A 23,307-nucleotide genomic window follows, 5' to 3' on the forward strand; every position below is an offset into this window, starting at 1 on the left:
AATTTTAGATAGGATTAAACCTATATCCTACTCCTCTTATAGTTTCTATAAATCTTGGATTTTTATCATCCTCTTCAATTTTCTTTCTAAGATATCTTATATGAACATCAACTGTTCTTGTTTCTCCAATATATTCATATCCCCATATCTTATCTAAAAGCATTTCTCTCTTAAGTATCTTTCCTTTATTTTTTATAAGTATATGCAGAAGTTCAAATTCTTTCAATGTAAGATCAACTTTTTCGCCATTTACAATCACTTCGTGACGTTCAAAATCCACTTTTAAAGTTTTAGATTCATAGATATCACTTTCCTGAATATTAGAAACTGACGTCCTTCTCAATACAGCTTTTACTCTTGCAAGAAGTTCTCTTACTGAAAATGGTTTAGTTATATAATCATCAGCTCCAAGCTCAAGTCCAAGTATTTTATCAAGTTCTTCTCCCTTTGCAGTAAGCATTATTATAGATGTATTTTTCATTTCTTTGTTTTTTCTTATTTCCTTACACACATCAAATCCATCCATTCCTGGCAGCATAAGATCAAGAAGAATCAGACTCGGCTTTTCTTCTTCAGCTATTTTTACAGCCTCAATGCCATCTGAAGCTGTAAATGTCTCATATCCTGCATTTTTTAGATTAAAATCTAAAAGTTCTACTATATGTTCTTCATCATCAACTATCAATATTTTTTCTCTAGTCATCGAATATTCCTCCTAATGTAAAATAATAAAAGCAAACATTCTTCCATATGCACCTTCTGATTTTCTATATGAATGAAGTTTAATTTCTTTACTGCAATAAGTACATAAACCTAAACTATTTATATTTTCTTCTTTTAAACCAGCATCTTTTAAATCTTTTTCTATGCATACTTCTAAATTTAAATTTTTATCTTTAAATAATACTGATGGTTCAATTTTATTCTTTTTTTCTATAAATTTATCCTTCAATTCTTGTGATACCTCATAACAACATTCTCTTATATGAGGTCCTATAAATGCTTTTATATTTTCACTTCTGCATCCATATTCTTTTTTCATTTTTTCTACTGTTTTCAATGTTATTGATTCAAAAGTTCCTCTCCATCCGCTATGTATTGCTGCTGCAACGCTTTTTTCTTCATCTACAAGAATGACAGGAACACAATCTGCAGTAAAAACCCCTATTATAACTTCTTTTTCATCAGATATGACTGCATCACCTTCATTTTCATTAAATTTATTTTGATTCAATGTGTATTTTAAGATTTTATCACTATGCACTTGTTTTAAATATGCTATATCTTTTACTTGAAATTCTTCTTTTAATGATTCAAGCTCTTTTATTCCTGATTCAGTATTTCTATTAAAACTTCTGTTGTTCTCAGCATTTGTAAATACTATTGTAAAATTTTTACCTTCAGTCTTTAAAAAATCTTTTTCTCTTTCCATCATATTTACTTTTAAAAATTTCATGTTGTCCTCCTAAAATATGTATAAGATTATTAATTATAAATCCTTAATTACATAAATTATAAAAAGCATCTTCTTACATAATATTAACACTTATATTTAAAACATATAATATTCTTAACCAAAGTTTAACATCAATATAACACTATATAATTTTGTAACAATCAAAAATCGTGAATTTATAATAAAAAATGGACATTGAAAATAGACTTCAACATCCATTAGATTGCTTATTTAAAATTTATATAATTTTAAGTTATTAAGCTTTTAATTTCTTCTAAAAATGTATTTATATCCTTAAACTGCCTATATACTGATGCAAATCGAACATAAGATATTTCATCAACATCTTTTAATCGTGCCATTACCATTTCTCCAATATCTTTTGATGGTACTTCTGTAAGCATACTATTTGATATTGTTTTTTCTATATCATAGGCTATATCTTCAATCTGTTTTCTTGAAACAGGTCTTTTTTGACAAGCAATTATTAAACCATTAATTATTTTTTCCTTATTAAAATTTTCTCTTGTAGAATCTTTTTTGATGACCAATATAGGAAAATCTTCTATCTTTTCATATGTAGTATATCTTTTATTGCACTTTAAACATTCTCTTCTTCTTCTTATTGTAGAATTATCATCAGTTGATCTTGAGTCTACAACTTTACTCTCTTCAAAGCCACAAAATGGACATTTCATTTACTTACTCACCTCACTGCTTTTCTCTAATGTTTATAATTATTATACCTATATTTTTTACTTATTACCACATTAATTTTCACTAAAGGTCTCATTCACCTTTACAAGAATAACATCTGAACCGATTTTAACAATATCATTCCACTTAACTTCAATATTATCATCCTTTGAAAACCATGATTTTATTTCTCCTGGCAATATTAAAGATACTATTTTATTTGTGCTGCAATCAATTTTAAAATCACTTATGTATCCCATTTTACTTCCTGTAAGTATATCTATAACTTCCATATTTCGCATAGCATTAAGTGAATGTAATTCAAGCTCCATTCTATTTCCCCCTTGAATTCAATATTTTGTTTTATATAATAAGCAGTTATAAATCTATAGTAAAAAATTTATTTATTATATTGCATACCAATATATTATATGTTCAGTAAAAAATTTAAAGAACAAATTTATAAAAACTGGCATTATATAATACCAGTTTTTATCATACATGTTTACGCATATGCTTTAATGCTGTCTTTTCTAATCTTGAAACTTGTGCTTGAGAAATGCCTATTTCGTCTGCAACTTCCATTTGAGTTCTTCCATTAAAAAATCTCAAATTCAATATTAACTTTTCTCTATCAGTAAGCTTTTTCATTGCTTCTTTTATAGAAATATTTTCAAGCCAATTTTCATCCGTATCCTTTGAATCACTTATTTGATCCATTACATATATAGCATCTCCACCATCATGATAGATTGGTTCATATAAAGATACAGGATCTTGTATTGCATCAAGCGCAAATACAACTTCTTCTCTTGGAAGTTCAAGTTCTTTTGCAATTTGAGATATTGTTGGTTCTTTATTATTATCTTTAATAAACTTCTCTCGTACAATTAATGCTTTATATGCAATGTCACGCAGAGATCTGCTTACCCTTATTGAATTGTTATCTCTAAGGTATCTTCTTATTTCTCCTATTATCATTGGAACTGCATATGTTGAAAATTTTACATTTTGAGATAAGTCAAAATTATCTATGGATTTCATTAATCCTATACATCCAACTTGAAATAGATCATCAATATTTTCGCCTCTATTATTAAAACGCTGAATAACACTCAATACCAATCTTAAATTGCCTTTTATAAATGTCTCTCTTGCATGTTTATCTCCAGCTTTCATTTGTAGAAGAAGTTGTTTTTTTTCCTTTTCCTTAAGTATTGGAAGTTTTGAAGTATTAACACCACATATTTCTACTTTATTAATTATCATAAGTATCAACCCCTTCGGAAGTAATAATCCATTGCATTAAACATTATTTCCGATAGAGTATACTTTTATACTTACAGACAACCTAAACCATTCTATTTATTTCTCTTTTCAATCTTTTAATTATCTTTTTTTCTAATCTTGATATATATGACTGCGATATTCCAAGCATATCAGCAACTTCTTTCTGTGTTTTTTCTCTTGTTCCATTTAATCCAAATCTCAATCTTACTATTTCTTTTTCCCTATCATTTAAACTTTTCAATGCCATAAACAAAAGCTGTTTGTCCACTTCATCTTCAATGAGATTATATACTGTATCATTTTCAGTTCCCAAAATATCTGAAAGCAAAAGTTCATTTCCATCCCAGTCAATATTCAAAGGTTCATAAAACGATATCTCAGCCTTTACTTTGCTATTTCTTCTTAAATACATCAATATTTCATTTTCAATACATCTTGATGCATACGTTGCTAATTTAATTTTTTTTTCAGGATTAAATGTGTTTACTGCTTTTATTAATCCAATAGTTCCTACTGATATTAAATCTTCAACATAAACTCCTGTATTTTCAAATTTTCTTGCTATATAAACTACAAGTCTTAAATTTCTTTCTATTAATGTACTCCTTATTTTTTCATCACCACTGCCAAGCTGCTTCAACAATTTTTCTTCTTCATCTTTAGACAAAGGAGGAGGCAACGCATCATTCCCCCCTACATAAAACAAATTTTTGCTGAATAACTTTATTCTGCTCAACAATCTGTTTAGAAATAAAAATAATCTTTCCATATATATCCTCCCTCATAAAACTCCTCTTGATAATAGAGCATTAAAGTCATTTTCTCTGCTCAATTTTTCCTTACAAGGACATACTACAGCATCAATATTCCTCCACTCTAGCTTTCCACATTTAATTTTAATATTGTTAACTCTAATTCCCTTTAATCTGCCTTCATATCCAATAGCATTATAAGATATATAGTATACATTTTCATCAGAAAAATTCTTCTGAGAAAAAAATTTTTCTTCTGCTAAAATGCAAGGAAGATTTGTAATTGGCTCTCTTAATTCATTGCCTGTATCTAGAAAACTCTGCAAATTATATTTTTTACCTTTCACCTGGAATTCAATCATATAAATATAATTGCTTACAGCTGTTCTATCTTTTATATATTCAGTCATTCTATCTAAAAATATAAATATAATCATAATTCCAATAATAATATATTTAATTGAATATTTCTCTATTTTATAACTGCCATATACATAATAGTTCTGCTTTAATGAAAATAGAAAACATATTCCACTCAACGTAAATGTACTCATAAAAAATATACATACTGCTTTAATTGTATTTATCAGATTTGTCTTTCCATAAACTATTCTCAGCATCAAATATGCCACTAATAATTCAAAAGGCAGTATTGAAAAAAATTTAAGTTTAGGAATTAGTAAAACCAAACTATACATTGCACCTATAAATCCAGCTTCCAAAAGTATGCGTATTGAATATTTATGCTTCAAACATCTCATGGTTACACTTAAAAGAAATATATTGACTATAAAATTTTCTAAAAAATATATGTCTGCATAAACAGCCATCATAAGCCCCCCTAACTGCCTGAATTTATTATAGTCTCTTTTATTTCAAAATTTTGTCATAATAGCATGTATGAGTTTTATTTTTTATTTTTAACTTTTTACATATATTTACAGTAAATTTTCACCTTTACTTTTTTAACTTTAAATAAATACTTTAGTAATAGGCAAATTATTCTTTTATATCTAATTTTGATATAAATTTATATATATACACCTAAATATTAGAATATTATTTTTAAAAAATCTTAATTCACTTAATCCTATACTTTTTAAAAATCCATTTCTCAAACTGCAAGTCTTTATAATAAAAATTTAACCAAAAATTTATATATAAAAAAATCTGCTTCGCAGACTGTGTGTTTCTGCCCCCTTCAAAAGTTATCCACAGATTGTTCGAAAATATAATTTCCTATAGAATAAAAAAAGATGCAGATAAATCTGCACCTAAACTAAGAGTATAATATATTAATGTTTTCTTTGTCTTCTTAAAAATACTGGTATATCTAAATCATCTTGTTCATAGGTATTTACTGAAGATGTTTCTGATTCTTTTTCTGCTGAAGCTACAGCTGCTTCTTCTTTAGCAGTTTCCTGAACAACATTTTTCTTCACTTCTTGAACAACATTTGTTGTTACATTTCCCTGATTAAATTCATTTTCAAATCCAGTAGCAATTACTGTAATCCTTACTTCTTCAGTTAAAGTTTCATCAATTACTGCTCCGACTATAATATTTGCATCAGGGTCTACAGCTTCTCTAACAACATCCGCTGCATCATAAACTTCTAAAGCTCCCAAATCAGCACCACCAGTAAAGTTTATTATTACATCTGTTGCACCATCAATAGATGTCTCCAATAATGGCGATGATATCGCCTGCTTGACAGCATCTTGAGCCCTTGTATCTCCTTTACCAAATCCAACTCCCATATGAGCTAGACCTTTATTAAGCATAACAGCTTTAATATCTGCGAAATCAGCATTAATTACCCCTGTAATAGTAATAAGGTCTGAAATCGCCTGTACCCCTTGTCTTAAAACATCATCTGCAAGCTTGAAAGAATCTAACAATGTTGTTTTCTTATCTGCCATTGTAAGAAGCCTTTCATTAGGAATTATAACTAAAGTATCAACTTTTTCTTTAAGATTTTCTATTCCAATTTCCGCTTGTCTCATTCTTCTCTTTCCTTCAAATGGAAAAGGTTTAGTGACTACTCCTACAGTTAAAATATCCATAGCTTTAGCTATTTCAGCAACAACAGGTGCAGCTCCTGTTCCAGTTCCGCCTCCCATTCCTGCTGTAATAAATACCATATTGGCACCCTTTATAGCTGCTGTTATTTCTTCTCTACTTTCTTCAGCAGCCTTTTTACCAATCTCAGGATTAGCTCCAGCACCAAGTCCTTTGGTAAGTTTCTCTCCGATCTGTATTTTTTGATCAGCATCAGAAAGCAGCAATGCTTGTTTATCAGTATTAATGACGATAAATTCTACATTTTTTAATCCTTCAACTATCATTCTATTAACAGCATTGCTTCCACCGCCACCGCAGCCAATTACTTTTATGTTGGTTAATTCTTGCATATCTGCTTCAAAATCTAACAAAACAATTCCTCCCTTTAGAAAATCTTATTAAAGAAATTTTTCAATTTACTTAATATATGATTTTCATATTCATTATTGTGTAAAATTTCTGTGTCTTTATTCACAATTTCTTTTTCTGCTTTTTTATTATTTGGAATTATCTTATTATCCCCTAATAAGATTAATTTATCATACACTTCTTTAACTAATGCTAATGAAGTTATATTTTCCGAATTTTTAATTCCCAAATCAATATCTTTTATTATCTTTATTTTTATCTTGAAAATTTTACTAACGATTTCAATTATATCTTCAAAATAGCCTAAAGCATCTCCATATAAAATTATACTACAAATTCTATCATAATGACCAGTCTTTTTTAACTCCATATGGATATGATTTAATATTTCTTCAATTCTTGCATTTGTAACTTCATAAAATAAATCTTTTGATACCTTTACAGTACCAACTTCAATTTCATCTGGAACAGAATTGTCGTTATATAAAGTTTTGTAATTACTAGAATAAATTTTTTTAATATTATCAGCTTCTAAAAATGAAAATTCTCCGCAGATAGCTAAATCATTTGAAATATTATTTCCTCCTACAGGTATGCTGCTTATTTGTTTTACCACTCCAGCATCATCAAATACAGCAATATCAATTTCACCAGCTCCAATATCTACAAGAGCAGTTTCACCATCATTTTTATTTTCACTTAAAAATATTTGCTTACCTGTAATTATATTGCTCTTTATAGATACTACTTCATATTTAGTATCTTTAAAAATTTCATAATATTTTTCTATTTCTTCCTTATTTCCTATAATAAAAGTAAGATTAATTTCAAAACTTTCAGCTTTCCAGTTAAGTATATCTTTATATACAACTTGATTATTTATCAAATAAAAATTTATTATTTCATCAATAATCACTTCATCAGTACTTAATAAAAAGTTGCTTTTTGCTTTATTTAATCCTTCTACTAATGCTTCTTTTGTTACTTTTCCATCTTCTAAATTAACTTTTACTGTAGTTTCTGTAATTCTTAATCTTCTTGAAGAAATACCTAATGTGATATTTTTAATATCAGTTTCTGTTTTTTCTTCTAGTTCCTTTAGTAATTTTTCTGCTGATTCTCTGCATTTTTTTGAATCAGCAACAATACCTTTCTCTATTCCTAATGATTTGCAACTTTTTGTGTATAATATTTCTAAGTCATCATTTTTATTTTTTTCTGCAATTGTTGCAGAAAACTTTTTACTACCAATATCTATTGCTGTTATTATCTCTTGTAACATGACTAGTTTCTTCCCCTTCTTTGCAGAAAAAATCAAACCTCTTAAGAATATATTCAACATACATTTAAAAACTCCTTTAAAAAATATGTCAAATTTATTTTTTATTATATTTTTATTATTTATCTACTTTGATTCTTCTACAATATATATCAAACATATTATAAAATTAGCGAAACTAAATTTCAAGCTAATAAAAGCTTCCAAATTGATATACATTTGCTTTAATTAATAATTAAATTCTCAATATAAAAACTTTTTTTAATTCTATATTAGTATCTATTATTTCTTGCCCATCTTTCATACTCGTCTCGAGAAATAGTATTATTATTCACTAACCTTCTTAAATCCATGTCTATTGTCTGCATACCAAATTTAGATCCCATTTGAATAAAACTGTTTATCTGCTCATAATTTCCCTCTCTTATAAGATTTTTTATACTGGGAGTACATACCATTATTTCCATTGCTGCTGTTCTACCTTTTCCTGATGCATTTGGCAAAAGTACCTGAGACACTACTCCTCTTAATAAAGATGCTAATTGAATCTTTACTTCATTTTGATGACCAGATTCAAATGAATTTATGATTCTATATATGCTATTTGCCGCCCCCATATTATGAAGAGTTGAAAATACAAGATGTCCTGTCTGAGCTGCCCTTAAAGCAGTTTCTATCGTTTCTGAATCTCTCATTTCTCCTACTAATATAACATCGGGATCTTGCCTTAACGCTGCTCTCAATCCCATAACATAACTTTGAGTATCTTCTCCTATTTCTCTTTGGTTAACCATAGATTTCTTTGTTTCATAAATATACTCTATAGGTTCTTCCAATGTTATTATATGTTTTTCTTTTGTTGTATTTATCTCATTTATCATTGCTGCAAGAGTTGTACTTTTTCCTGATCCAGTAGGTCCTGTTACCAATACCAAACCATCCTTCAACTCAGTAAATTCTCTTAATGCTCTTGCGTCTGTAATATCACTCAACTTAGGTACACTCTCTTTTATAACCCTCATACAAATAGCATATGAACCCCTGCATTTAAATGCATTTACTCTAAAATTACTTACTCCAGGTCTGTTATATTTAAAATCAATTTCTCCATCATGTAAAAATTCTTCAAATTTACTTGGAGCCATATCTTTTATATATTCTTCAACAACTTCATGAGGAATCGGATCTTCATATGCCTTAACAAGATTTCCATCAATTCTTACCATTGGTGTCAATCCAGATGTAATATGAATATCCGATACTCTTGTTATATCCATATTATCTAATAGCTTGTCTATTTTTGCCATAATACCCCTCCATATATTCCACTAGTTCTTTTTTTATTTTTTTAATAAATATAAAAATACCACTTTTAAAATATCATTTTATTTCCATATATGTCAATAATTATAAACAAATTAATGATAAATAGCTCAAAAGTAAAAGCAATTCAATTATATTTAATATATTGAAAATCTATTGCTTTAATTTTGAGCTAATTTAAGTAATGAATAATTAACTTTTTGAATATAATTCTTTTTTTAGCTTCTTTAAGGCTTTTTTTTCTATTCTAGATACATATGAACGTGATATCCCAAGATTTCCTGCTATTTCTCTTTGAGTCTTGCATTTTCCATCAATGAGTCCATATCTCATTATCAATATGGAGCTTTCTCTTCTTGTAAGCGATTCTCCTAATTTTTTATATAATGCCCTTACTTGAAGATTATTTTCTACTTTATCCAATACACAATCCTTTTCACTGCTCAATATATCCATAAGACAGAATTCATTGCCTTCTTTATCAACTCCAATCGGATCCTGGAGATACACTTCATTTTTTTGCTTCTTATTATTTCTAAAAAGCATTAATATTTCATTTTCTATACATCTTGAAGCATAAGTAGCCAGTCTTGTTCCTTTGCTTGAATCAAAGGAATCTATTGCTTTTATCAAGCCAACAGTTCCTATTGATATCAATTCGTCAACATCTTTGTTTGGAAATGAATATTTCTTTACAATATGAGCCACTAATCTTAAATTTCTTTCAATCAGTATGCTTTTTGCATTTTTATCTCCTTCTTTTAGCTTTTTTAAATACATCTGTTCTTCTTCTTCGTTTAATGGTAATGGAAAAGTATTATTGTTAGTTATATATCCTGTTAAAAAAAAGGAATTACATACAAGCTCAACAAGACCACTTAATATAAACACCTTTTTCCTCCATAACAGTGCTTCATATTATAGTATGTTATAATTTCAAAAAAGTTTCTTAATTTGTATTCATTTTATTTATCATATAATTTTTCTACAATACTTTTAAAAATTGGAGCTGCTGTATCACCACCTCCAGCATCATTATTATTTGCATCTTTAACACATTCAATATTAGGAGTAAAAACTATCATAGTATATTTCTTATCTTCCATATTAAAATATCCAACAAACCACCCATGAGTCTTTCCATTATTTCCTGTAGAAGACCCAGTTTTTCCTCCAATAGAAATACTATTAATATATGCTTTTTTTCCTGTTCCATTCTGCACTACTTTTTTCATAGAATTTTGTACAAGTTTAGCTGTTATCTCACTATACACCCGTTTTTTTTCACCTTCAAATTCTTTTACTATATTCTCATTTTTATCTAAAACCGCTTCTACTATATATGGTTTTATGTAAACTCCATTATTTACTATAGTATTTATAGCTCCAATCATCTGAACTGGTGTCACATTCATGCACTGCCCAATTGATATATTGTTTATTCCTGCTTCTTCATTAGGAATAACTCCTGCAGCCTCATTGCAATTATTTCCTGCAAAATTTATTACTGGATTATACAATCCTTGACTTTTAGAATACTCCATCAATTTATCATATCCTAATTTTGCTCCTATCTGCGCAAATACATCATTACATGAAATTTCAAAAGCCTTTTCTACTGTAATTCTTCCATGAGGCACCCTGCATATATTACCATTACAGCAATAAATATCATCTATATTTATAAGGCCACAATCTAATGCAGAACCTAATGTTACTATTTTATATATAGAACCTGGTTCATATCCCATCTGTTCTATTCCTAAATTTATATTTGCTTCACTTTCATCTTTCTGTATCATACATCTTATTTTTCCAGTTTCGCTTTCCATAATTATTATTCCTATATTTTCAAGATAATCATATTGCTCATCTTCAAGCACATCATTTACTTTATTCTGCATATCTTTATCAATAGTAAGTCTTAAATTTCTATTCTTATCTGAAATATTTATACTCTGTTTTGAATATATAGCCTTATCATCTAGATAAAACTCCTCTTTAGGTGTTTCATTATCTTTTAAATATTCATATAACTCATATTCGATTGTTCCTTCTTTATGATTACCTTCCATAATTTTACCGAACATATTTCCTATGCTCCACGCTTTTTTCACATCAACAGTATCTGATATATAAGTGTAAATTCCTTTTAAATTTGTTAGTTTGTTAATTTTTTCATAAGTCTCTTTTGATATATCATAATACATCTTTCCAGTTTGTTTCATAATTTCAGAATAATTAAATTCTGGATCCTCAGATTTCATTATAAAATTTAATGCCATAAGATCTTCTAATGTTTCTTCATAATTATTTAAAGAAAATGGTTTTAAATCAATAACCAAAATATATTTTTTAGCATATTTCATCATATCTCTTCCTTTTGAATCCAAAATCATATAATCCAGATTTGTTATATTTTCTTCTTGATGATTTTTATAAGAACTTTGAACCTTTTCTGAAGGATATATCTGAAGGATATATATTCTTATACTTAGCAATATTAACATCATAAATAACATTGCCATTACACACACTATTCTTTTTCTTTTATATAATTTATCAATAAAAATAATAAAGCATCTCCCTTCAGTTAAATTTTAACCTTGAAAGATGCTTTTTATTCATATTTATCCCTTTATTCCTAATATTACAAATACTAAAATAATATTCTTTAATATTTACTTGAGTTAATCTTTCTTAACTTAATTACCTTTGAGAATAATGTCATTTTTTTGAAGAGGTATATTAACTTTTACTTTGAATCTCATATGAGATCTATCTGCTTCTTCAATTTCACGATCTTTTTCAATATCATACATTTGACTCATATTAACTTTAAAATATGGCATGTAAGGTCTTAATATCTCAACTTCTGTATTATTAAAAGCTTTGTTTTTCTGCATTATTATTGCTGTCTGTGTGCCAGCATCGTATTCTTCAACAATTCCAATTATTTTATAACCACCTGTATATGATTTTTCTTCATAATTCTGTTCATCATTTTTTCCTAAATAAAATCCTGTATGGTATGGTCTATGACTTACTCTATTTAATATATCCATCCATTCTTGCTGGAATTGATAATTTTGAGGATCATCATAATATCTATCCAATGCTTCCCTATAAGCTTTTATTGTTGAAGCAATATAAAATTCACTTTGCATTCTTCCCTCTATCTTAAAAGAGTTTATTCCTGATTCTACAAGTTCAGGTATATAGTGAATCATACATAAATCTTTTGAGTTCATTATATATGTACCATTTTTATCTTCAACTATAGGATAATATTCACCAGGTCTTGTTTCTTCTACAAGGTTATATTTATGTTCACATTCATTTAAATCCATTTGTTTATGAGCATCTCTTCCAAGAATATAATTTGAAATAAGACTTCTTCCTGAATAAGCAATACACATGGAACCATGAACAAAACATTCTATTTCACAACTACCTGGTATATTTTCAGTTATTGTTTTTATTTCTTTAAAAGTTAATTCCTTTGAAAGTACAATTCTCTTTATTCCAATATCATGCCAAAATTTTGCTGCAACCCAGTTTACTGTATTTGCCTGAGTACTTAAATGTATATCTAATTGTGGTGCTATTTCTTTTGCAATTGATATAAGCGATGGATCTGCAATAAGTATTGCATCTACTCCAATATCATATAACTTCTTAATATATTCACCAGCATCCTTTAAATCATAATTTCTTGCAAAAATATTTAGATTGACATATACTTTTTTTCCTCTTTCATGGCAATATTTAATACCTTCAATCATTTCTTCATTGGTAAAATTATCTGAAAATGCTTCTAAATTTAATTTTTCTCCAGCCAGATACACTGCATCTGCGCCAAAATCTATTGCTATTTTTAATTTTTCCAAACTTCCTGCTGGTGCTAAAATTTCTGGTTTCTTTTTCATAGGGTTTATTACCTCCTTTTAGTCACTGCTATGCCATCTCCCATAGGTATGACTGACGTAATTAAATTTTCATCATGTGTTACTAAATCTAAATATGTTCTCATTCTTTTTACTATTGTTATCTTCCTTCGTTTAACCAATTCTTGTGATGCAACCATTCCTCTGAAAAGAACATTATCTGCAACAATGATTCCATCTTCTTTTAGAAGCCTTAAACAATGTGGAAGAAAATGATTATAATGACCTTTACCTGCATCCATAAAAATAAGATCATATTTATCATCTAATCGCTCTAAAACTTCAAGGCAGTCTCCTTCTTCAATTTTTATCTTATGGCTTAAATTGAACTTTTCGAGATTAATTTTAGCAAGTTCTATCATTCTCTCATCTCGTTCTATAGTTACTATATCAGGTTCAGTTCCTGCACTTTCATACATTAATATAGATGAAAATCCCACAGCTGTTCCAAGTTCCAATATCTTTTTAGGTTTTTTCATGCTGGTCATAAATTCTAAAAAAACACCTGTTTCTTTTTGCACTATAGGAACTCCGTTTTCCCTTGCAAAATCTTCTATTTCTTTTAAGGTTCCAGTTCTATCAGGAATAAGTCCTCTTATATAATCTTCCATATAGTCATATGTAACTTTACTCACTCTTATCTCTCCTCCAAAATTAATATCCTAGCTCTTTCTTTTTAGCCAGAAAATCATCATAGCTATTTGTAAAATAATGTGTTCCATCTTTTTGCAATATATAATATATATAATCTGTATTATCTGGGAAAATAGCTGCTTTTATACATTCAATTCCTGGACTTGCTATTGGTCCTACTGGAAGTCCTGAATATTTATATGTATTATATGGAGAATCAGTTTCTAAATGTTTATTCAATACCACATCCAAATGTTCACCCAAAGCATAGAGTACAGTTGCATCTAACTGAAGCTTCATACTTTTTTCAAGCCTATTATAAATAACAGATGAAATGAGACTTCTATCAGAATCTACTTTTGCTTCTTTTTCTATCATAGATGCAATAGTAACAATTTTATAGATTTCCTTATCATCTAATGAAATATTGTTTTCTTTTTCAATCTCATTTATTACTTCTTCAAAGCGCTTAAGCATTTTCTCTATTATATCATCTGCACTAATTCCCTTTTCTATCATATATGTATCAGGATATAAAAACCCTTCTAAATTATATCTTCTTTTTTCATTAACTTCAATAAAGTCTGGCAGTTTATAATCTTTTACACTTTTAATAAATTCATCCTTAGAACACAATTCTTTCTCATCCATAAGTTCTGCTATTTCTTCTATTGAATATCCCTCTGGTATGGTAACCTTAACAAATTTTATATTATTTGAATCATCTTGAAGTCCATTTATAAGTTCATCAAGTGTAACATCTGATTTAATTTCATATGTTCCTTCTTTAAGAACTACATAAGGCTTATCTATACTCAGTTTTACTTTAACAAGAAGTTTATTATATAACATTCCTTCACTATCTAATCTATTTAACACATCATAAAAACCTTCTCCATTCTTTACTTCAATTAGAACTGTATCTTCATCGCTTTTTAAAGGTTTACTTATTGCCTTATTGTATAAAATAACAAATCCTACAAGAATAGAAAAAATCAAAAATAGACAAATAATTCTAGTTTTTTTTATTTTACTTCTTTTCCGCATTTTCCTTTTTTTCATAAAACTTCTCCTATACGCAATAAAGTAAATAGCCTAAAAGACTATTTACTTTAATTATAGTTAAAATATATAATTTAAATTATATACTACTTCTTATTTCTGCTTATCATCCTTCTTCTTTCAGCAGGATCTAAAACTCTTTTTCTCATTCTAATATTTTCTGGTGTCACTTCAACTAATTCGTCTGAATTAATAAAATCTAAACATTGTTCTAATGTCATTTCTAATGGTGGAGTAAGTTTTAATGCTTCATCTGCACCAGATGATCTTGTATTAGTAAGTTTTTTACCTTTACATACATTTATGTCTATATCTTCAGCTCTTGAACATACTCCAACAACCATTCCTGTATAAACTGGCACGCCAGCACCTATGAATAATTGACCTTTATCTTGAGCATTATATAGTCCGTAAGTTATTGAATCACCAGATTCAAATGCAACTATTGAACCTCTATTTCTTGTTGGTATTTCACCTTTATATTGTTCATATCCTTCAAATACATGATTCATAATTCCATTACCCTTAGTATCTGTCATGAATTCATTTCTGAATCCAATAAGTCCTCTTGCTGGAATTTTGAATTCTAATCTTGTATAACCATTTACTGCTGATGTCATATTTACCATTTCAGCTTTTCTTGGTCCAAGCTTTTCCATAACTGGCCCCATAAATTCTTCTGGGACATCAATTGTCAAGTATTCTATCGGTTCTAACTTATGACCATTTTCTTCTTTAAATATAACATTTGCTTTAGAAACTTGGAATTCATATCCTTCTCTTCTCATTGTTTCAATCAATACTGAAAGATGAAGTTCTCCTCTTCCTGATACTTCAAAACAATCTGGAGTTATTTCTTTAACTCTTAAACTTACATTTGTTTCAAGCTCTTTCATTAATCTATCTCTTAAGTGTCTTGATGTAACAAATTCTCCTTCTTTACCTGCAAATGGAGAATCATTAACCATGAAATTCATATTAAGTGTTGGTTCATCAATATGTACAAATGGTAATGCTTCTGGAGCACTTGAATCAGCAATTGTTTCACCTATATTAGCATCTACAACACCACTTACTGCTACTATATCACCCATTCCTGCTTCATCAACTTCTACTCTTTTTAAACCATCATAAGTAAACACAGCAGTAATTTTGTAATTTGAAGTACTTCCATCATTTCTTACTAAAGAAACTGATTGATTCTTTTTAACCTTACCTCTGTGAATCTTACCTATAGCAATTTTACCAACGAATGCATTTGTATCTAATGTAGTTACAAGCATCTGGAATGGTTCATCCATCTCTCCTTCTGGTGGTGCAACATGTTTTAATATTGTTTCAAATATTGGTGTCATATCGTTATTTGTATCTTCAACATTATATCTTGCAAATCCTTCTCTTGCTGAAGCATAAACTATTGGGAAGTCTAATTGTTCATCATTTGCTCCAAGTTCAACAAATAAATCAAATACTTCATCTATTACTTCAGCAGGTCTTGCATCTGGTTTATCTATTTTATTTATTATAACAATTGGCTTTAAACCTAATTCTAGTGATTTCTTAAGAACGAATTTAGTCTGTGGCATTGGTCCTTCATAAGAGTCAACTACTAATAAAACTGAGTCAACCATTTTAAGTACACGTTCAACTTCTCCACCAAAATCAGCATGTCCTGGAGTATCAACAATATTTATTTTAACCCCATCATGCATTACTGCTGTATTTTTTGAAAGTATTGTAATTCCTCTTTCTTTTTCTAAGTCATTAGAATCCATTACTCTTTCTTGAACTTTTTCATTACTTCTGAAAATGTTACTTTGCTTTAATAGTGCATCAACTAATGTAGTCTTACCATGGTCAACGTGAGCTATGATAGCAATATTTCTAATATCTTCTCTTTTAATTAATTCCATTTTAATTCCTCCATACAGTATTTATACTGTGAATTTTATATGTACTAGTTTATATCTATACTTATTTATTAACAAGTAAAAATTAAAGTATTTATTGCAAATAAGTTCTTATTCATTAAAATGTATTCCAATTCATATAAATATCTGGATAAATGATTTAGCATTATCAGCTAATATCTTTATTAATATATGAATGTAAACCTATAACTGTTTTTTTCCAAAAGAAAATTGGATACAAAAAGTACCCAATTTCTCACGTAACTATAATTAATATTACTCTTTTAATCATAAAAAGTCAAGTATAATCAAATCAATACAAACTCTTAATTAAAATTCCATTATTATTGGTAATATCATTGGCTTTCTCTTAGTCTTTTCATAAAGGAATTCTCTTAATTCATCCCTCATCTTAGACTTTAATGTAGCCCAATCAGTTATCTGTCTTTCTTCACAGTCTTTTAAAACAGCCCTTACAATTTCTCTTGCTTCGTCCATAAGACCTTCAGATTCTCTTACATAAACAAATCCTCTTGAAATTATATCCGGTCCTGACACTACTTTACCAGTCTGCTTTTCAATTGTAACAACTACTGTTAATATACCATCCTGTGACAAATGCTTTCTATCTCTTAAAACAATGTTACCTACATCGCCAACACCTAATCCATCAACAAAAACTTGACCAGAAGTTACACTTCCATTTTTCTTAATTGAATTACGAGTTACTTCAATAACATCTCCATTTTCGCATATAACAAGATTTTTTTCTGGAAGTCCAAGTTCCATAGCTAATTCTCCATGTTTTTTAAGATGTCTGTATTCTCCATGAACTGGTATGAAAAATCTTGGCTTTACCAATGCCTGCATAAGCTTTAATTCTTCTTGACAAGCATGCCCAGATACGTGAATTTTCTCAGCCGAATCATATATTACTTCAGCACCTTTTTTAAACAGCTGATTAACAACTCTTGAAACAAATTTTTCATTTCCAGGTATAGGTGTTGCTGAAATAATTACAGTGTCTCCTGGAACTATAGTTATTTTTCTATGTTCTGAAGCTGCCATTCTTGCCAAAGCTGACATAGGTTCACCTTGACTTCCAGTTGTTATTATTACCATTTTTTCATTTGGATACTTTCCAATCTGATCAATAGGAACTAACACATCTTTTTCAGCTTCAAGGTAACCAAGTTCAATAGCAACCTGAACTATGTTCTCCATACTCCTTCCAGACACTGATACTTTTTTATCATATTTTTGTGCAGCAGTTATTATCTGCTGAATTCTGTGAACATTTGATGCAAATGTCGCTACAATTATTCTTCCAGAAGCTTTTCCAAATAGTCTGTCAAATGTTTCTCCTACAACTCTTTCAGTCATAGTATATCCTGGTCTTTCAACGTTTGTTGAATCAGCCATCATAACCAAAACACCTTTTCTTCCTATTTCAGCCAGTCTTGCAAAATCCATCATTTCTCCATCTATTGGAGTATAATCAATTTTAAAATCTCCTGTATGAAGAACCACACCAAGAGGAGTATGAATTGCTATTGCTACTGAATCAGCTATAGAATGATTAGTCTTAATAAATTCAACTGATACACTGCTTAATTTTATTATATCTTTAGGCTTCACTCTTACCAATTCTGTTGATCCTAATAAACCGTGCTCTTTAAGTTTTGTTTCAACAATTCCAAGAGTAAGCTTTGTACCATATACAGGAACATTTAATTGCTTTAATACATAAGGCAATGCTCCTATATGATCCTCATGTCCATGAGTTAAAAATATTCCTTTTATTTTTTCCGAATTCTTAAGAAGATATGAAATATCTGGTATTACTATATCTATTCCAAACATATCGTCATCAGGAAACTTCAAACCACAGTCTATAATTACAATATCTTCTTTATATTCTATAGCTGTAATGTTTTTCCCGATTTCATTTATACCACCAAGAGGAATTATCTTAATCTTCGCTCTCTCATTTTTCATATTTCCCCTCCTTTTTCCTAATATTTATTTATAAACAAAGGTTTCTTTTAAAAAATCCTTTTATTCATCAAGTTGTTTTTCCTGACACTCTTTGCATATTCCATAAAATTTCAAACTATGGTCGAGTATCTTAAATTTGTAGTTACTCTCAATATTAGCTTCAAGGTCTTCTAAAAGATCATCTTGAACCTCTAATACTTTATTACATATGTTACATATTAAATGATGATGTCTGTGAGTTTCATTAGAATGCAATATTTCATATCTGCTGCATCCATCATTTAAATCAAGTCTTGATATAACATTTAATTCTTCAAGAAGCAGAATAGTTCTATAAACTGTTGCCAGACCTATTTCCGGGCAATCCTTTTTAACTTCGTCATAAATTTCTTCTGCTGTTAAATGTTTACCTTCGTTTTTTATTATTGTATCAACAATAGACCTTCTCTGAGGAGTTAATTTATACCCCTTTTTCTTTAGGTCTTCTTTTAAGGCATTCATATCAATTAAATTTGATTCCTGCATTTATAACACCTCACTTTCTCATTCTTAAGGAATTTAATTTATAATCAATATAATTTTAATTATTCTTCAAATAAACCATCTTCACTCATTAAAGTATTATAAGTCTCTAAAACCATTTCAAATTCTTCATCATCATCTTCTAGAGCTAAAAATACTTCACTTCCATCTTCTTCTTTAAAAATTTTAAAAGCATATGCTTCATCAGTTTCTTCAAAAGCTGGCGTTGCAATTATATATTGCCCTTTTAATTTTTCAATTTCAAAATATATAATAACCTCAAACTTTACATCATTTCCATTTTCATCTGGTATATATACATATTTTGCATCCTTATCCATACATACTTTCCTTTCTGTTTCTAATTTATATATTAATTCTCTTTACAATTTTCATCAAGAGATTATCTTCAAATTCATTTTAAAATAATTTTACAATTTTCTTAATTTTATAAAAAATAATTACATTTGTCTAGAAATCATATCTAGATATCCTTGTAGTATATAAGTAGATGCTACTTTATCTACTATCTTCTTCCTCTTATTTCTTGACAAATCTGCTTCAAGCATAGCTTTATGTGCAGCTACTGTTGTTAAGCGTTCATCCCAGAACTTAATTTCAATGCCAAGTTTTTCTTCTAACAAATTTCCAAACGACATTGCTAATTCACCTGATGGACCTATTGTTCCATTCATATTCTTTGGCAATCCAACAACAATTGTTTCAACTTTATAATCATCACATATTTTCTTTAAATCTTCTATATCTTTTTCTTTATTACTTCTTCTTATAGTTGTGAGTCCTTGTGCTGTAAAACCTAATGGATCACTTATTGCAACTCCTATAGTTTTCTGTCCCAAATCCAGACCTAATATTCTCTTCAATTTTTCACCTCACGAATATAAATAAAAGTGCCCGTAGATAACGGGCACTCTTTCTACTTTATCTCTAAATAAGATTTTATTACTTCTTCCAGTATGTCATCTCTTTCGAGTTTTCTTACTAAAGCCCTTGCTCCGTTGTAATTAGTGATGTAAGTAGGGTCTCCTGAAATCAAATATCCAACCAATTGATTTATAGGATTATATCCTTTTTCCTGCAATGAATTATAAACCTGTGACAAGATAGACTTTGTAAGAGCTTCTTTATTCTTACTCAAATCAAATTGCATTGTTGCTTCTATATTATTACTCATAACTCATGCTGCTTAAACTGCAGCTCACCCCCTTACGCATATTCTAAGGAAACTATATCCATAATTATTGTTAACATTATAATTATATTTTATACCTGAATCTTTATTTAAATTATACTCTAATTTGAACAAAAAGTATACTATTTTACCAAAGTTTCAACTATTTTATAAGATTCTTCAATAGCCTCACTAATTTTTTCTGGAAGCTTTCCACCAGCTTGAGCCATGTCTGGTCTTCCACCTCCACCTCCTCCAAGGATAGCAGAAACTTCTTTTATTAGTTTACCACAGTGAGCACCCTTAGCCACTGCATCTTTATCAGCCATAGCACATATAATAACTTTTCCATTATTAGAACTCATAAGTAAAACAAGACTGTTTTCAACTTTGTCTCGTACCTTTTCACATACATCTCTAAGTGCGTCACTATCAACATCTTTTAATTCATAAGATACTACATTTATTCCTTTTATTTCTTTGCTGCTTGCAATTATGTCATCCAATCCCATAGTAGCAAATTTAGCTTTTAATTGAGCTATTTCTTTTTCTTTTTCTTTTATTTCTTTTAAATTCTGGTCTATTTTTGTAGAAATTTCCTTTTGAGCACATTTTAATTTTCCACAAGCTTCTTTTAAAAGTTCTTCTTTTTCATTTATAAATTTAACAGCTTCTTTTCCTGTTACAGCTTCTATTCTTCTTGTACCTGCAGCGATTCCACTTTCAGATATAATTTTAAACAATCCAATTTTACCAGTATTATCTATATGAGTACCACCACATAATTCCTTTGAATATTCTCCAGCAGTAACTACTCTTACTTTGTCTCCATATTTATCATCAAAAATACCAATTGCTCCACTATTCTTTGCAGCATTTAAATCCATAACTTCAGTAACTACTGGTGTAACACTTGTTATAGCATCATTAACTAATTCCTCAACTTTTAGAATTTCTTCTTCTGTCAATCCTTCAAAATGAGAAAAGTCAAATCTTAATCTTTCATCAGTTACTAACGAACCTGCCTGATGTACATGAGATCCAAGAACCTTTTTAAGTGCAGTATCTAATAAATGAGTAGCTGTATGATTCTTTCTTATTCTTTCACGTCTTTCTTTATCTATTGATAAAGTAACAATATCATTTACCTTTACTTCTCCACTTAAAACTTCAACAAAGTGTACTATCTTTCCACCAATGTTCTTCTTAGTATCTACAACAGCAGCTTTAAAGCTGTCACTATAAATCACACCTGTATCTCCAATCTGTCCTCCCATTTCAGCATAAAATGGAGTTACATCTGTAACTATTATTCCCTTATTTCCTTCAGTTAATGAATCAGCAAACTCATCACCATTTATCAGTACTTCAACTTTACCATTAAGTTCATCATTTTCATATCCATCAAATTCTGTTTCCACTTCTGCACTTATTGCATCTGAAGTTTTAACATCAGCACCCATATAGTTAGAAACTTTTCTTGCACTTCTTGCTCTTTCTCTTTGTATTTTCATTTCTTCATGGAATGCTTCTTCATCCAAAGAAAGTCCTTCATCTTCTAATATTTCTTTTGTAAGTTCCATTGGGAATCCAAAAGTGTCATATAATTTGAATCCGTCTGCACCACTAAGAACTTTTTCATTCTTTGCTTTTAAATCAGCTATGAATCCATTTAATATTTCTATACCAGCATCTAAAGTTTCTCTAAACTTATCTTCTTCTATTTTTATTACTTTCTTGATATATTCCTTCTTAGTTTCTAATTCTGGATATGCATCTTTTGAATCCCTTATAACAACATCACATAAGTTGCAAAGGAATGCATCTTTGATTCCTAAAGTCTTTCCATGTCTAGCTGCTCTTCTTAGAAGTCTTCTTAAAACATATCCTCTTCCTTCATTTGAAGGCATGATATCATCTGAAATCATAAAAGTTATAGATCTTATATGATCTGTTATTAATCTTAATGATATATCAGTTTTATGATTTTCACCATACTTAACTCCTGCAAGCTTAGCAACTTCATTTAATATATTTTCTAATGTATCTATTTCAAAAATACTGTTTTTACCCTGCATTACAACTGCAAGTCTTTCAAGTCCCATTCCTGTATCTATGTTAGTACTTGCAAGTTTTTCATAATTTCCTTTTCCATCACCATCAAATTGAGTGAATACAAGGTTCCATACTTCAATTATCTTATCAGCATCTGATAATTCAACAAATTCTTCAGCATTCTTTGGAACTTCTTCTGTTCTGCTGAAATGAATTTCTGTACAAGGACCACAAGGACCAGCACCATGTTCCCAGAAGTTATCTTCTTTTCCTAGTCTAAATATGTGGCTCTTATCTACATCTGTAAGAGTAGTCCAGTATTCATAAGCCTCATCATCGTCTAAATATATTGTTACATATAGCTTATCCTTTGGCATTTCTAAAACTTCTGTTAAAAACTCCCAAGCCCAAGGAATAACTTCTTTCTTAAAATAATCTCCAAAAGAAAAATTTCCAAGCATTTCAAAGAATGTACCGTGTCTGCTTGTAATACCTACATTTTCAATATCACCAGTTCTTACACACTTTTGACAAGTAGTAACCCTTCTTCTTGGTGGTTCTTGTAAGCCAGTAAAGTAAGGCTTTAATGGCGCCATACCTGCATTTATTAATAATAAACTTTTATCATTTTTTGGCACTAAAGAAAAACTATCCATTTTTAAATGTCCTTTACTTTCAAAGAACTTTAAATAAGCATCTCTTAAGTCATTAGTCTTTGTAAATTTCATAAGTTATTCCTCCATTTATTAATTTATCTTT

General features: G+C 29.0%; 22 protein-coding genes. All 22 read right to left on the bottom strand.

Annotated elements, in window-relative coordinates; genetic code table 11:
* Window positions 1–4: 4 nt before the first annotated feature.
* Entirely contained in the window at window positions 5–703 is a 699-nt protein-coding gene (locus Q0F58_RS00690; RefSeq protein WP_294371116.1) for a response regulator transcription factor, read from the bottom strand.
* A gap of 12 nt (window positions 704–715) precedes the next feature.
* Complete coding sequence (pgeF, locus tag Q0F58_RS00695; protein ID WP_294371119.1) at window positions 716–1,456, bottom strand: peptidoglycan editing factor PgeF; 741 nt, start codon at window positions 1,454–1,456, stop codon at window positions 716–718.
* Window positions 1,457–1,704: 248 nt separating this feature from the next.
* A complete protein-coding gene (gene nrdR, locus Q0F58_RS00700) occupies window positions 1,705–2,154 on the bottom strand; it encodes a transcriptional regulator NrdR (protein WP_294371121.1) in 450 nt (149 codons plus the stop codon).
* A gap of 72 nt (window positions 2,155–2,226) precedes the next feature.
* The gene (locus Q0F58_RS00705) at window positions 2,227–2,484 is read right to left on the bottom strand and encodes a YlmC/YmxH family sporulation protein (protein WP_294371125.1); all 258 of its coding nucleotides are present in this window, start codon (window positions 2,482–2,484) and stop codon (window positions 2,227–2,229) included.
* Window positions 2,485–2,647: 163 nt separating this feature from the next.
* Window positions 2,648–3,421 (bottom strand): RNA polymerase sporulation sigma factor SigG, encoded by a 774-nt coding sequence (sigG, locus tag Q0F58_RS00710; protein ID WP_294371128.1) that lies wholly within the window; start codon window positions 3,419–3,421, stop codon window positions 2,648–2,650.
* An 82-nt stretch (window positions 3,422–3,503) separates the two neighbouring features.
* The gene (gene sigE, locus Q0F58_RS00715; protein WP_294371130.1) at window positions 3,504–4,211 is read right to left on the bottom strand and encodes an RNA polymerase sporulation sigma factor SigE; all 708 of its coding nucleotides are present in this window, start codon (window positions 4,209–4,211) and stop codon (window positions 3,504–3,506) included.
* Window positions 4,212–4,223: 12 nt separating this feature from the next.
* On the bottom strand, window positions 4,224–5,024 hold the full coding sequence (locus Q0F58_RS00720) for a sigma-E processing peptidase SpoIIGA (protein WP_294371132.1): 801 nt from the start codon (window positions 5,022–5,024) through the stop codon (window positions 4,224–4,226).
* A 465-nt stretch (window positions 5,025–5,489) separates the two neighbouring features.
* Window positions 5,490–6,629, bottom strand: coding sequence for a cell division protein FtsZ (ftsZ, locus tag Q0F58_RS00725; RefSeq protein WP_294371135.1), 1,140 nt, complete (start codon window positions 6,627–6,629; stop codon window positions 5,490–5,492).
* Window positions 6,630–6,643: 14 nt separating this feature from the next.
* Window positions 6,644–7,909, bottom strand: coding sequence for a cell division FtsA domain-containing protein (locus tag Q0F58_RS00730; protein WP_367118139.1), 1,266 nt, complete (start codon window positions 7,907–7,909; stop codon window positions 6,644–6,646).
* A 269-nt stretch (window positions 7,910–8,178) separates the two neighbouring features.
* Window positions 8,179–9,213, bottom strand: a complete 1,035-nt coding sequence (locus Q0F58_RS00735; protein ID WP_294371140.1) for a type IV pilus twitching motility protein PilT — start codon at window positions 9,211–9,213, stop codon at window positions 8,179–8,181.
* Between the two features lie 208 nt (window positions 9,214–9,421).
* Window positions 9,422–10,120 carry an RNA polymerase sporulation sigma factor SigK gene (sigK, locus tag Q0F58_RS00740; RefSeq protein ID WP_294371141.1) on the bottom strand — a complete coding sequence of 233 codons (699 nt, stop codon included), beginning with the start codon at window positions 10,118–10,120 and terminating at the stop codon, window positions 9,422–9,424.
* A gap of 74 nt (window positions 10,121–10,194) precedes the next feature.
* Window positions 10,195–11,757: a penicillin-binding protein 2 gene (locus tag Q0F58_RS00745; protein ID WP_294371145.1), complete on the bottom strand. Its 1,563-nt coding sequence runs from the start codon at window positions 11,755–11,757 to the stop codon at window positions 10,195–10,197.
* A 177-nt stretch (window positions 11,758–11,934) separates the two neighbouring features.
* Window positions 11,935–13,158 carry a U32 family peptidase gene (locus Q0F58_RS00750; protein ID WP_294371147.1) on the bottom strand — a complete coding sequence of 408 codons (1,224 nt, stop codon included), beginning with the start codon at window positions 13,156–13,158 and terminating at the stop codon, window positions 11,935–11,937.
* A gap of 8 nt (window positions 13,159–13,166) precedes the next feature.
* On the bottom strand, window positions 13,167–13,811 hold the full coding sequence (locus Q0F58_RS00755) for an O-methyltransferase (protein WP_294371150.1): 645 nt from the start codon (window positions 13,809–13,811) through the stop codon (window positions 13,167–13,169).
* A 19-nt stretch (window positions 13,812–13,830) separates the two neighbouring features.
* Window positions 13,831–14,856 (bottom strand): endolytic transglycosylase MltG, encoded by a 1,026-nt coding sequence (mltG, locus tag Q0F58_RS00760; protein ID WP_294371248.1) that lies wholly within the window; start codon window positions 14,854–14,856, stop codon window positions 13,831–13,833.
* A gap of 101 nt (window positions 14,857–14,957) precedes the next feature.
* A complete protein-coding gene (typA, locus tag Q0F58_RS00765) occupies window positions 14,958–16,784 on the bottom strand; it encodes a translational GTPase TypA (protein WP_294371152.1) in 1,827 nt (608 codons plus the stop codon).
* Window positions 16,785–17,111: 327 nt separating this feature from the next.
* Complete coding sequence (locus Q0F58_RS00770; protein ID WP_294371155.1) at window positions 17,112–18,779, bottom strand: ribonuclease J; 1,668 nt, start codon at window positions 18,777–18,779, stop codon at window positions 17,112–17,114.
* 60 nt (window positions 18,780–18,839) lie between these two features.
* On the bottom strand, window positions 18,840–19,304 hold the full coding sequence (locus Q0F58_RS00775; RefSeq protein ID WP_294371158.1) for a Fur family transcriptional regulator: 465 nt from the start codon (window positions 19,302–19,304) through the stop codon (window positions 18,840–18,842).
* A gap of 59 nt (window positions 19,305–19,363) precedes the next feature.
* Window positions 19,364–19,642: a DUF1292 domain-containing protein gene (locus tag Q0F58_RS00780; RefSeq protein ID WP_294371161.1), complete on the bottom strand. Its 279-nt coding sequence runs from the start codon at window positions 19,640–19,642 to the stop codon at window positions 19,364–19,366.
* Between the two features lie 120 nt (window positions 19,643–19,762).
* Window positions 19,763–20,185, bottom strand: a complete 423-nt coding sequence (ruvX, locus tag Q0F58_RS00785; RefSeq protein WP_294371164.1) for a Holliday junction resolvase RuvX — start codon at window positions 20,183–20,185, stop codon at window positions 19,763–19,765.
* Between the two features lie 53 nt (window positions 20,186–20,238).
* Entirely contained in the window at window positions 20,239–20,496 is a 258-nt protein-coding gene (locus Q0F58_RS00790; protein ID WP_294371167.1) for an IreB family regulatory phosphoprotein, read from the bottom strand.
* 140 nt (window positions 20,497–20,636) lie between these two features.
* On the bottom strand, window positions 20,637–23,276 hold the full coding sequence (alaS, locus tag Q0F58_RS00795; protein WP_294371169.1) for an alanine--tRNA ligase: 2,640 nt from the start codon (window positions 23,274–23,276) through the stop codon (window positions 20,637–20,639).
* Window positions 23,277–23,307 lie beyond the last annotated feature (31 nt).

Origin of the sequence: uncultured Clostridium sp., assembly GCF_934754915.1 — a bacterium.
GTDB lineage: Bacteria > Bacillota > Clostridia > Clostridiales > Clostridiaceae > Clostridium.